This is a genomic window from Bacillus halotolerans (assembly GCF_004006435.1).
Taxonomy (GTDB): domain Bacteria; phylum Bacillota; class Bacilli; order Bacillales; family Bacillaceae; genus Bacillus; species Bacillus halotolerans.
In genome coordinates this window covers 3,180,415-3,193,250 of the sequence record NZ_CP029364.1, presented here as the reverse complement: position 1 = coordinate 3,193,250, position 12,836 = coordinate 3,180,415, and the positions used below count along the sequence as shown (strand labels likewise).

The 12,836-nt window shown below is 43.5% G+C and carries 11 protein-coding genes and 1 other annotated feature; of the genes, 3 read left to right on the top strand and 8 right to left on the bottom strand.

All coding sequences use genetic code 11. The features are described from left to right. Positions 1–14 precede the first annotated feature (14 nt). Complete coding sequence (gene melA / locus DIC78_RS16425; protein ID WP_127696624.1) at positions 15–1,313, top strand: alpha-galactosidase MelA; 1,299 nt, start codon at positions 15–17, stop codon at positions 1,311–1,313. 24 nt (positions 1,314–1,337) lie between these two features. Here melA and DIC78_RS16420 read toward each other — a convergent pair whose 3' ends face one another. From DIC78_RS16420 to DIC78_RS16410, 3 genes are all read right to left on the bottom strand, one after another. Then, entirely contained in the window at positions 1,338–1,649 is a 312-nt protein-coding gene (locus DIC78_RS16420) for a rhodanese-like domain-containing protein (RefSeq protein WP_127696623.1), read from the bottom strand. Positions 1,650–1,765: 116 nt separating this feature from the next. Beyond that, positions 1,766–4,180 carry a leucine--tRNA ligase gene (gene leuS / locus DIC78_RS16415; protein ID WP_095714558.1) on the bottom strand — a complete coding sequence of 805 codons (2,415 nt, stop codon included), beginning with the start codon at positions 4,178–4,180 and terminating at the stop codon, positions 1,766–1,768. A 110-nt stretch (positions 4,181–4,290) separates the two neighbouring features. Next, positions 4,291–4,505, bottom strand: a binding site (T-box leader). A 103-nt stretch (positions 4,506–4,608) separates the two neighbouring features. After that, positions 4,609–4,944 carry a DUF4257 domain-containing protein gene (locus DIC78_RS16410; protein ID WP_003223352.1) on the bottom strand — a complete coding sequence of 112 codons (336 nt, stop codon included), beginning with the start codon at positions 4,942–4,944 and terminating at the stop codon, positions 4,609–4,611. Positions 4,945–5,346: 402 nt separating this feature from the next. Between DIC78_RS16410 and ytvA the strand changes: the two genes are divergently transcribed. After that, a complete protein-coding gene (ytvA, locus tag DIC78_RS16405) occupies positions 5,347–6,132 on the top strand; it encodes a YtvA family blue-light photoreceptor (RefSeq protein ID WP_127696622.1) in 786 nt (261 codons plus the stop codon). Between the two features lie 30 nt (positions 6,133–6,162). On the opposite strand, the gene DIC78_RS16400 is transcribed toward ytvA, so the two are convergent. Next, positions 6,163–7,356 (bottom strand): MDR family MFS transporter, encoded by a 1,194-nt coding sequence (locus DIC78_RS16400; RefSeq protein ID WP_044153739.1) that lies wholly within the window; start codon positions 7,354–7,356, stop codon positions 6,163–6,165. A 189-nt stretch (positions 7,357–7,545) separates the two neighbouring features. Here DIC78_RS16400 and DIC78_RS16395 point away from each other — a divergent pair, with 189 nt between their 5' ends. Further along, entirely contained in the window at positions 7,546–8,292 is a 747-nt protein-coding gene (locus tag DIC78_RS16395) for an LMBR1 domain-containing protein (protein ID WP_106020296.1), read from the top strand. Between the two features lie 36 nt (positions 8,293–8,328). On the opposite strand, the gene bceB is transcribed toward DIC78_RS16395, so the two are convergent. The 4 genes from bceB to bceR form a co-directional block, all read right to left on the bottom strand. Next, positions 8,329–10,269 (bottom strand): bacitracin ABC transporter permease BceB, encoded by a 1,941-nt coding sequence (gene bceB, locus DIC78_RS16390; protein WP_127696621.1) that lies wholly within the window; start codon positions 10,267–10,269, stop codon positions 8,329–8,331. After that, the gene (bceA, locus tag DIC78_RS16385; RefSeq protein ID WP_024122567.1) at positions 10,259–11,020 is read right to left on the bottom strand and encodes a bacitracin ABC transporter ATP-binding protein BceA; all 762 of its coding nucleotides are present in this window, start codon (positions 11,018–11,020) and stop codon (positions 10,259–10,261) included. The genes bceB and bceA overlap by 11 nt, the downstream gene beginning before the upstream one ends. 101 nt (positions 11,021–11,121) lie before the next feature. After that, complete coding sequence (locus DIC78_RS16380) at positions 11,122–12,126, bottom strand: sensor histidine kinase (protein WP_127696620.1); 1,005 nt, start codon at positions 12,124–12,126, stop codon at positions 11,122–11,124. Continuing rightward, positions 12,119–12,814 (bottom strand): two-component response regulator BceR, encoded by a 696-nt coding sequence (bceR, locus tag DIC78_RS16375; protein WP_095714597.1) that lies wholly within the window; start codon positions 12,812–12,814, stop codon positions 12,119–12,121. The genes DIC78_RS16380 and bceR overlap by 8 nt, the downstream gene beginning before the upstream one ends. Positions 12,815–12,836 lie beyond the last annotated feature (22 nt).

Sequence of the window (12,836 nt, the reverse complement as noted above, 5' to 3'; positions counted from 1 at the left end):
AAGGAGGAACCGACATGAAAAAAATCACATTTATCGGTGCAGGGAGCACAATTTTCACAAAAAATGTTTTAGGGGACTGCTTGTTAACGGAGGCGTTAAATGGATTTGAATTTGCGCTTTACGACATTGACCCAAAACGCTTGCAGGAATCTCAGCTTATGCTCGAAAATTTGAGAGACCGCTATAGTCCGAGCGTGGTTATCAACAGCTATGACGACAGAAAACTGGCTTTGCAGCAAGCGGGCTATGTGATTAATGCCATTCAGGTCGGAGGCTATAAACCAAGCACAGTCATCGATTTTGAGATTCCTAAACGATACGGATTGCGGCAGACGATTGCCGACACAGCGGGCATCGGCGGGATATTCAGATCACTCAGGACAATCCCCGTGTTATTTGATATCGCAAGAGATATTGAGGAAATGTGTCCCGACGCTTGGTTTTTAAACTATACAAACCCAATGGCCTCCCTGACTGGCGCTATGCTTCGCTATACGGATGTGAAAACGATCGGGCTCTGCCACAGCGTCCAAGTGTGCACAAGAGATTTATTTAGATCTCTCGGTATGGAGCACGACGGGATTGAAGAACGAATCGCAGGCATCAATCATATGGCATGGCTGCTGGAAGTGAAAAAGGCCGGCGCTGATTTATATCCCGAAATCAAAAAGAGAGCGAGAGAAAAGCAAAAAACAAAGCATCATGACATGGTGCGATTTGAATTGATGGATAAGTTCGGTTATTACGTCACGGAATCATCAGAGCACAACGCAGAATACCATCCTTATTTTATTAAGCGGAATTATCCTGAATTGATCAACGAGCTGCAGATCCCGCTGGACGAATATCCAAGAAGATGCGTGAAACAGATAGAAGATTGGGAGAAAATGAGGGATGACATTGTTAACAATAAAAACCTCACCCATAAACGCTCAAAGGAATATGGCTCAAGAATAATAGAAGCAATGGAAACGAATCAGCCGTTCACCTTCGGAGGAAACGTCTTAAATACCGGACTCATCACAAACCTTCCTTCCAAAGCGGTAGTTGAAGTGACATGCGTCGCCGACAGAAAAAAAATAACCCCGTGCTTTGCCGGAGAACTTCCTGAGCAGCTCGCAGCGTTAAACAGAACGAATATCAACACACAGCTGATGACCATTGAAGCTGCTGTTACACGAAAAAAAGAAGCTGTCTACCAGGCAGCCATGCTTGACCCGCATACAAGTGCGGAGCTGTCCATCAATGACATTATTTCTATGTGTGATGATTTATTTGAAGCGCACGGCGATTGGCTTCCAGCATACAAATAAAAAAAACTAGGGGTGATCTCTCCCCTAGTTTTTCGGTTTCGTTTCGCCTTCCCAGGCCATCATGCCGCCTTCTACGTTGACTGTTTTAAAGCCTTGCTCATCCAAATACCTGCAGACATTCATGCTGCGCATCCCTGATCGGCAGATAAAAGTGTACTCTTTGTCTTTATCGAGGGTGTCCATTTTTTCAGGAATATCCCCCATGCGAATATGAACCGCTTGCGGGATCATGCCTTCCGCAACCTCTTCATCTTCTCTGACATCAATCAAATACAATTCTTCATCCGCCTCGATTTTGTCTTGCAAAGCAGCTGTGCTGATTTCTTTTATTTCCAAAGAAAACACTCCTATTCACCAATAATCATGTTCAGTATATCAAAGTCAGCTGGACGATTGCTATTTTGAGACTGATGAAAAAAATCCCCTTTTTGACAAAGGGGATTTTTCCAGGATTAGTTTGCCACAATATTGACAAGCTTGCCAGGCACCGCGATGATTTTACGAATGGTTTTGCCTTCAAGCTGCTCTTTGACCTTTTCATCTGCTTGAGCAAGCTGTTCGAGCTGTTCCTTCGTCGCATCTGCAGGAACCTGTAGTTTCGCTTTCACTTTTCCGTTCAGCTGAACAACGATTTCAACTTCGTCGTCAACAAGTTTTGCTTCATCATATACAGGCCAAGCCTCATATGCAATCGTACCGCTATGGCCCAATTTTTCCCACAGCTCTTCCGCGAGGTGAGGCGCGATAGGAGAAAGAAGCTTCACAAAACCTTCCATATATTCCTTCGGCAGCTCTGACGCTTTGTAGGCTTCATTGATAAAGACCATCAGCTGAGAAATACCTGTGTTAAAACGCAGGCCCTCATAGTGGTCTGTCACTTTCATGACTGTTTCATGATAGACGCGCTCCAATGTTTCACCGGCGCCTTCAACGATTTTGCCATTAAGCTCACCGCTGTCTTCAACAAACAAGCGCCATACGCGGTCAAGGAAGCGGCGTGCGCCGTCTAAGCCTGATTCAGACCAGGCAATTGAAGCATCAAGCGGTCCCATGAACATTTCGTACAATCTCAGCGTATCAGCGCCGTGAGAGGCAACGATTTCATCAGGGTTGACAACGTTCCCTTTTGACTTACTCATTTTCTCGTTGTTTTCACCGAGAATCATTCCTTGGTTATACAGCTTTTGGAACGGTTCTTTCGTCGGCACTACCCCGATATCATAAAGGAACTTGTGCCAGAAACGGGCATACAGAAGGTGAAGCACAGCATGCTCCGCGCCGCCGATATACATATCAACCGGAAGCCATTTTTCCATTTTCTCAGGTGATGCCAGCTGATCCGGATTGTGCGGATCAATGTAGCGCAAGAAATACCAGCAGCTTCCCGCCCACTGCGGCATTGTATTCGTTTCTCTTCTTCCTTTTTTCCCTGTTTCAGGGTCTGTGACTTCAACCCACTCTTTAATGTTCGCAAGCGGTGATTCGCCGGTGCCGCTCGGTTTGATTTCGTTTGTTTTCGGCAGAATCAACGGCAGTTCTTCCTCCGGCACAGCTGTTGACGTTCCGTCCTCCCAATGAATGATCGGTATCGGCTCGCCCCAGTAGCGCTGGCGGCTGAAGAGCCAGTCGCGCAGACGGTAAGTGACTTTCTTTTCGCCGTTTTTCGTTTCTTCCAGCCAAGCGATCATTTTTTCAATCGCTTCCTGTTTATTAAGCCCGTTCAGGAAGTCAGAGTTTACGTGCTCTCCGTCGCCTGTGTACGCTTCTTCTTCCACGTTTCCGCCTTTCACGACTTCCTTGACTGGAAGGCCGAATGTGTTGGCGAATTCAAAATCACGCTCATCGTGACCGGGAACAGCCATGACTGCACCTGTTCCGTATGAAGCAAGAACGTAATCTGCGATCCAGATCGGCAGTTTTTCACCGTTTACAGGATTGATCGCATAAGCTCCCGTGAAGACGCCTGTCTTTGTTTTCGCGAGATCCGTGCGCTCAAGGTCACTCTTTGATTGAATTTCTTTGATATAAGCTTCGACAGCTTCTTTTTGCTCAGCAGCTGTGATTTTTTCTACCAATGCATGCTCCGGAGCAAGTACAGTGTATGTAGCGCCAAACAATGTATCAGGTCTTGTTGTAAACACCGTAAATGATTCATCATGTCCGTCTATGCCAAAATGAACGTGCGCACCTTCAGAACGGCCGATCCAGTTGCGCTGCATGTCTTTAATGCTTTCCGGCCAATCAAGCTCTTCCAAGTCATCAAGAAGCCTGTCCGCATAAGCTGTGATTTTCAGCATCCACTGCTTCATCGGGCGTCTTTCGACCGGATGGCCGCCGCGTTCACTCTTTCCGTCGATGACTTCTTCGTTGGCAAGAACCGTACCGAGTGCAGGGCACCAGTTTACCGGCACCTCATCAACGTAAGCAAGGCCCTTTTCATAAAGCTTTAAGAAAATCCATTGTGTCCATTTATAGTATTCAGGATCTGTCGTGTTGATTTCGCGATCCCAATCATATGAAAAACCGAGCGCCTGAATTTGGCGGCGGAAATTATCAATATTCTGCTTCGTAAACACTGCCGGGTCATTCCCGGTGTCGAGAGCGTATTGCTCAGCCGGCAGACCGAATGCGTCCCAGCCCATCGGATGAAGAACGTCATACCCCTGCATGCGCTTCATGCGGGAGAGGATATCCGTTGCTGTATAGCCTTCAGGGTGTCCGACGTGCAGACCCGCTCCAGACGGATAAGGAAACATGTCCAGCGCGTAAAATTTTTGTTTCTCATTATGATCAAGAGTGGCAAATGTTTTGTTTTCCAGCCAATAATTTTGCCATTTCTTTTCTATCTCTTTGTGCTGAAAACTCAAAGTAAAAACCTCCTTCTGATTGAATACGGCGTTTTATGGTTCAAGTATTGACGGGAAAGGGACAATTATATTCAGAATATTCCCAAACTAAAAAAAACTCCCTCATCCCTAAAAGGGACGAGAGACTTTCGTTTTCCCGCGGTACCACCCTCGTTAGCGCGGCAGACGCCGCACTCACTTGATACTTTTAACGCAGTTATGCGTCAGCGGCTTTTCACCGCTGCAACTCTGAGGTGAGTTCGGAAACAAACTTGATTGACTTTCACCAGCCGTCAACTCTCTGAAACAATATCTGCTTCTTACTGCTCCTCTTCATTGTTCTTATCGCAACCGTAATCTTAACTGTATTTTATAGAATTCTGTTCATAAGTGCAAGCAGGTTTGTATACAATGGGAATGTACCCTGAACGGGCGAAGATTGAGGACAATTATTCTGGTGGAGTTTTGGTTTGACGTTTCGACTCGGCCGGTTCGCCGCCGCTGTTCATTTCTCTTACAAAATCAAAGCTTCTGAGAACAGCTTCACCGCCGTAGCCTGAGATAATGGATAAGATGACAAGTTGAATTCCTGAATCGGGGTCAGCGGATAGTACAAGTAAAATGGAAGCCGTCATGCCGATAAACCAATCTTCCAAAAATCCAAGATAGATAAACCGCTTCGTCATCCTAGGTTTCTCCAGTCTGCCTCTCTTTTTCACATGACCGAGAATCCCCATGATTCCTCCAATTACACAAGCAATTAATACCTGATGCAGCATCTTCATCATCACCTTCCTAAAGCCCTTATTTCGTAAAGCGACTTCAGGCCATCCAGCCCCCTTAAACGATTCCGATGATTTTCGATATCTACATACTGGCAAATCTGAAAAAAGCTTGTTTCTTCCATTATATGTGAACACATGATCGGTAAGCTTGATGCATTGGATTCATTTTTCACCCAGTGACATTGACCTAGTCACCTATTTAGCATGTAGAAACCTTTCCGTTCATATGTTCAAACTCTGTTCTTATTTTTAGTGTATACGAGGACAAGCCCTAATGACAAACAACAAACTGCGCTTGCTTGAATCAGAACATGTGTTGTGCTACGGTTACTGTAGAATTCATTAAAAAAAGGGGAATATCAGGCTTTCGCATAGCAAGCTGGCGGACTAAGGGGGAATTATATGGCTAGTTTTCAATCATTCGGAATAAAAGGACAGCTGGACATCATCAAAAAAGCGCTTGATCACGCGCGAGTCGGTGTAGTGATTACAGATCCTTCACTTGAAGATAATCCGATTGTCTACGTAAACCAAGGCTTTGTTCAAATGACCGGCTATGAGGCCAAGGAAATTTTAGGAAAGAACTGCCGCTTCTTACAGGGGAAAGATACAGACGCTGGTGAAGTGGACAACATCAGAGCCGGTTTACAAAATAAAGAACCGGTTACAGTTCAGATTCAAAACTACAAAAAAGACGGAACGATGTTCTGGAATGAGTTAAATATTGATCCGCTGGAAATAGAAGACAAAACCTATTTTGTCGGAATTCAAAAAGACATCACCAAGCAAAAAGAGTATGAAAAGCTTCTCGAGGATTCCCTCACAGAAATTACTGCACTTTCAACTCCTATCGTGCCGATTCGCAACGGCATTTCGGCTCTTCCGCTAGTCGGCAACCTGACAGAGGAGCGATTTAATTCCATCGTCAGCACATTGACGAATATCTTATCAACATCCAAAGATGATTATTTGATCATTGATTTATCAGGATTGGCCCAAGTAAATGAACAAACCGCCGACCAGATTTTCAAGCTGAGCCATTTGCTGAAATTGACCGGTACCGAATTAATCATTACCGGCATTAAGCCCGAATTGGCTATGAAAATGAATAAACTGGATGCCAATTTCTCATCGCTGAAAACATATTCTAATGTAAAGGATGCCGTGAACGTGCTTCCGATTATGTAAAAAGATCCCGCTCATCCGGCGGGATCTTTCTTATGAAGAAACTGAAGCTTGCTTATTCGCTTTATCAGCTGATTTTAACCGTTTGTCGTATAAAATCGTCGTGGCTATGCTGATCATAAGCAAAACCAAAAGTGATAAAACAAGAGCGTGAATGCCGGAATGATCGACGAGCACTCCTCCGAACAAAGGCCCTATCATTCTGCCACCTGTCGCAGCGCTGTTCACAAACCCTTGATAAAATCCTTCTTTCCCTTTAGGCGCAAGCTGGTTGGCAATCGTCGGCACGGCAGGCCAAACAAGCATTTCCCCGATGGTCAAGATCACCATGGCAGCCAGAAACATTGGAAATTGCTTCGCAGTCAGCAGCATGCTGTAAGACACAATAAAAATGACAAAACCAATGATCATTTGCGCTTTCAGCGACTCAGCCCATTTTTTCACAAAAAAGCTGACAAGCGGCTGTCCAACCACAATTAAAATTCCGTTAATCGTCCACAGCACACTATATAAAGAAAGAGACATTCCGATGCTTTGCGTGTACGATGCAATGGTGGTAGACCATTGAGAATATGCCAGCCATCCGAGCACATACCCGCTGCTCAAAATAACCAGAGCCGTAAATTTTGCTTTGCTGCTTACAGCGTCATAATCAAGCACAGACGTTTGAGACACATCCTTCGTCTGAATATTTCGAAATCCGAAATATACGATAAAGAAAAAGACCACATACAGCGCGGCATTCGCCAAAAATACGTATGAAAACGAGAAAGACGCCACCACGCCGCCAAGCGCAGAACCGACGGCAACACCTGCGTTTTGCGCGACATAGATCGCATTAAATGCCCTTCTTCCCCCTTCAGGCCACACTGATCCAGCCATTGCGTAACTGGCCGGAAAAACAACACCCGAACCGAACCCGACAATCGTAAGCAGCACAATATAAAACGGCCAATCATGAAAAAAGACGAGACCCACCAGACTTGCTAACGTAATCGCAATTCCGAGCATGATGGATTTGAACCCGCCGATTTTATCAAACAAAAACCCGCCGCATAAATTCCCTGCCACACTGGCGCCGGAATTCAGCATAAGGACAATCCCCGCGACCGTTAATGACTTTCCTAAATGATTATGAATATAAATCGTGTTAAGCGGCCATAAAAAGGATGCACCCGTCACATTAATAAACATCCCTATCACTAAAATTTTCAATGCGCGCGGCATACTGATCCCCCTTTCTTATCTATAAAAGCTCATGAAAAAACGGAAACCTCAACAGGCTCCGTACGAATCCAGTTATCATAGCACATTCATTCTATCTGTCTATCTCATATTTTTCAACAGATGAGTGTGAAAAAATCTAACAAATATTGTTCGAAAATTGTAAAATAAATAGAAAAAGGGGTAATTTTCATGGAAATGGCATTCGCATTCCTCGGTTTTTTTGCATTTCTCTTTTCGCTTGGGTATGGAGTGTACCATCTCGTCAGATATGTGCTGAAAAAAGAAAAACGATTCTCTAAAAAACTCTTTTGGCCGCTTTTCATTGGAGGCCTCATTCTGGTCTTCACCGGAGCAGCTTTGACAGAACCTGACGCTGCCGCAGCAAATGCTGATAAAAAATATTCAGCACTAAACACTGAATATAAAAGTCTTAAACAAGAGCATGAAGCACTTGAGAAAGAGTATGAAGCCATCAGCTCTGAAGCAAAGAAACTGAAAGACGACACAAAAGATCAAGACAAGCTCAAGCAGCTGGAGATAGAAAATAGTGAACTAAAAAAGACTCAGAAATCATTAAAAGCAGAAAATAAAGAACTTCAAGAAAAACAAAAACAGCTCAAAGATGATACCAAAACAGCAAAGGCTGAAAATGAAGCCCTTCAACAAGATAAAACAAAACTTGAAAAGCAATTAAAAGAGGCACAAAACCGAACAGCCAGCACAAAAGAAAACAGCGAACATTCTTCAACCAGCACAAATAAAAGCAACGAAACCAGCTCAGCTGATACAGCAGAAGGCTGTCTTATCAAAGGCAGCAAAAACGGCATTTATCATACGCCGGGCAGTACATACTATGACCGGACGACAGACCCAGCTGAAATGTTTTGTTCAGTTGAAGAGGCTGAGGCAGCCGGGTATCGGGCGCCGAAACGATAAACAAAAAAGCTCCAGTTCTCTGGAGCTTTTACTGTTTTACAATGCCGACTTAATCACCTTTTTATAATAAAGAACCGACAGAATACCGAAAATAGAATAGAGTGCAGTATATAACACCATCACCATAATCATCGGCGACCATACCTCTGATCCGAATAAGAACCAGCCGGATTGTACGGCAAAGTAACTGTGAAAGAGGCCGATCACCAATGGAATGCCGAAGTTATACATTTGTTTGATGCGTACCCCCTTCAGCAGGTCGCCCTGTGTAAAACCGATTTTTCTTAGGATGGTATAATTCGGTTTTTCTTCTTCACTTTCACCCATTTGTTTAAAGTAAAGGATACACCCCGATGTGATGAGAAATGTTAATCCTAAGAAACCAACGATGAACATGACCATACCAAAAAGAGATTTTTGCGCAATACTTGTATCCAGCCTTGATAAATGTAGATCTTTCTTGTTGACCTTTTGAAAGAGCTCATTTGCTTTTTCAAGCTGATCTCCATGTTTCATATTGATGCCGATAAATTCAGATTGCGCCAGCTGAATGCGAGGGTCTTTATCTTTATTCAGCTGTTTAAACAGGTTGTCATCCACTATGACTGCGGGCATTCCCCCGCTTGTAAACGTGTAGGATACAAGAAACTCTTCTCTTAATCCTTTATAGTGTAATGATTTTGTCTCATTCTTGCTTTTGACTTTAATGCTGCCGGAGTCTTTTAAAACCATTATCTTTTGCAGCAAGTCAGTATATCCTGAGAAAACCGCTTCCCCAGCCGCCACATCGACTCCTTTTACATCTTTATCGCTAACAACAGCGAGCTGTGTGTTGCTGGGATCGCTCTGCATCTCTTTCGAAGTTCCATCCATGATATTTGTGAGATCAAATGACGATTGCAGGACAGGCATTTCTTTTTTGACGTACGACATGTCATTTTCACTCAAACTGCTTTCAAATCGTTTGGCATCTTTCTCATTCATGAATGAAAAATCCGCCGCTACATTTTGTTCAGCAGTCTTTTCTGCCGAGTAATACGAAATATAAGCAAGGGATAACAGCCCGATGGCGAGCGCTGAAACGGTTGTGATAATTGTCAGAAGCAAAGCGTTCGATTTCATTCTGAACATAATCGATGACAGTGACAGAACCTCTGAGATATTCAAGTAGCCGCCCTTGCTTTTCCGAATGATGTTCGAGATAAACGTAACCGATCCTTTATAAAAGAGAAACGTCCCGATAATGACGGAACCTAAGATAAGACTCATTGCGAAAAACAGTTCGTTTATGGTCTTGAATTTTCCGCTAAACAGCTCGGAAGACACGTAGTATCCCGTTAAAATCAACACGATGCCCAGCGCCCCGATCAGCATCTGGAAAAAAGAGATTCTCTTCACTTTATCCTCAGTGGAAGACGTTACTTTAAACAAAGATAAAATGCTTTGTTTTTTGATAAACGTATAATTCATGATCATAATCAAAAGGTAAATGCCGCAGAACACAATGATTGTTTGAACCAAGGCTTGCTCAGAAAAATGCAGTTTCGCATCAGCTTTGACATCGACGATTTTGAACAAGATCATGAGCACAAGCTTTGAGATTGAAAATCCGGCAAAAACCCCGATGGCTAACGAGCCGAAATACAGCATGATGTTTTCCGCACTTAAGATTCGAAAGATTTTGTGCTTTGTCATTCCGATTAATTGAAACAGCCCGATCTCTTTACTCCGTCTTTTAATAAAAATGGTATTGGCGTACAAAATAAAGATTGATACAACAGCCACAAGCAAAATTGAAGCGGTTTTAATAGCCGCGGCGCCTTTAATGGAAGCTTTTACTTCATTAATGGCCGGGTCATATTGGAGTGTGACAAATGCGAAATAAAGCGCCACACTAAAGATCAAAGCAAACACATAGAGGTAATAATTTCTGATATTCTTTTTCAGATTTCGCAGTATGAGCTGATTAATGTTCATGCTGCACCCCGCCTAACACGCCTTGTGTTTTCATGATATCCTGGAAAAACGTCTGCCTGTCTTGGCCTCCTTTATTCAGCTGCGTATACATCAGACCATCCTTAATAAAAATGACTCTGCCGCAGTAGCTCGCTGCAACGGGATCATGGGTAACCATAATAATTGTGGCGCTGCGTTTTTGATTGAGCTGGCTCAGCTTGTTTAATAAATCAGAGGCTGATTTTGAATCGAGCGCGCCGGTCGGCTCATCAGCGAAAATAATGCTCGGGTCATGAATAAACGCTCTCCCGGCGGATGTTCTCTGCTTCTGGCCGCCGGAAATTTCATTCGGGTACTTATCCCGCAATTCATAAATACCCAATTCCTTCGCCACTTCCTCAAACTTGCGGTTTGCTTCCTTTTTTGATATTTTCGTGATCGATAACGGCAGAAGGATATTTTCTTTCACTGTTAATGTGTCTAACAAATTGTAATCTTGAAAGATAAAGCCTAAGTGCTGTTTTCTAAATTCAGCCAGCTGCTTTTCCTTCAAGGACGTCATTTCGTTTCCGTTAATGTTGATAGTTCCGTGGCTTACCTTATCAATCGAGGACAGAACGTTAAGCAAAGTCGTTTTGCCCGATCCTGAAGCACCCATAATACTGACGAATTCGCCCTTTTCAATGTGAATATCGATGCCCTTCAGCACTTCCTGTTTATTTAGCTTGTTACCATAGCTTTTTCGAATTTTATTCGCTTCTAAAATCATCATTTCCGTAGTCTCCTTTATATTGGATAATGTTATTATAAAAAGGATTGACGGGCTTTTCCTTCGATTAAGCGAACAAAAAAGAAAAGCATGTGACATTTTCGTCACACGCTAATGACACGTTCGAATTGATTTCGTTTCGGAAAGGTTAAGGTAAAGGTTGTTCCATCCCCAAGCTCTGAATGCACATTGATATCGATCAGCAACGGTCCTGCGGCTCTCTTCGCCAGATACAGCCCCATGCCCGTAGAAGACTGATTATGATGATCGGTTGTGGATGTAAACCCTTTATCAAAAATCCGTGAGACATCTTTCCTGTCAATGCCCCGTCCAAAATCTTTCACCTCAAGAACCTTCCGTTCGTCTTTTTCATAGCTGTTGATCACAATATCAGCGGCTTCACTGTATTTTACGGCGTTGGTCAGCAGCTGCCTGATGATAAAGGCCAGCCATTTCGCATCGCTCAAGACTTCCTCTGCCTCCAGCTGCATATCAAACCCGATTCCTTTCTGTATACACCACGATTGCAAGTCTCTGATCTCTTTGATAATCAAGGGCTTAAGCTTGATCATCTCTAAAGACAGATCATTTTCGATAAAGGACATGCGCTTTTGATGAAGCTGCTGATCAAGAAGCAGATGGATGCGCAGCCACTCATACGATAGCTGGGCTTTTAATGATGGGTCTTCCATCCGATCGATGATTAAATGCAGCGCTGTTAATGGCGTTTTGACCTCATGTATCCACGCCATCAGTTCATCTTTTTCATTTTCTAATGCCAAGCGATTCTGCAATGCAGATTGCTTCAATTGTTCCGTTTGTCCGGTGATGCTTTTTTCAATCATCTCTTCAAACGGCGTTTCCGGTTCACTTATGGCTGTGACATCAAGATTATTTTCCCATTCTTCGAGGCTTTTATAGAATGCGATTTCTTTCCGAAAACGGATGATAACAAACACAACAAAGATCAAGACACACAAATAAACAATATAAAGAACATTTTTAAATGGAATAGACGGATCAACAAAGGCTATCAGCAAAATCAGAATTTGCTGCAGCAAAAATGCGGCAATCCAGCTTCGTCTTTCGATGAGGAATGCTTTAATCATAGAAATGATCCTCTTCCTTCGCCATGTAGCCTTGGCCGACCTTCGTCTCGATATATGTTCCAAGCTGCAGTTCGTCCAATTTTTTCCGCAGGCGGTTGACATTGACGGTCAGTGTATTATCGCTGACAAAACGCTCATCATTCCACAAGCTTCTGATCAGCTCTTCCCTGCTGACGATCTTGTTTTTTTGTTCTATTAGCTGTTTTAGAATGAACATTTCATTTTTAGTCAGTTCAACAGAACCTTCGTCATTGCTGACGAGGTTCTGCTCTGCGTCTATGGCAGCCCCGCACCATGTTTTGATCGTGCTCGGCTCCGTATTATAATGATGCACGCGCCGGAAAATCGCTTGGATTTTCGCAATCAGCACATCAAAATGAAACGGCTTTTGAATAAAGTCATCCGCTCCCAGCTGCATCGACATGACCATATCAGCAGGGTGGTCACGAGAGGATAAAAAGAGAATCGGAACATTTGACCGGGAACGGATCAGCCGGCACCAATGAAACCCGTCAAATTTAGGGAGCTGAACATCAATAATGACGCAATCAGGTTTGATTGACGCAAATTCCTGCATTACTTGGCTGAAATCCTGTATACCGTATACATCATAGGACCATCCCGTTAAACGCTCCTTGATTTCATGAAACAGCGATTTATCATCTTCTATCAGCAAAAGTTTAAACAATGAACTCACCGCACTTTTTCCT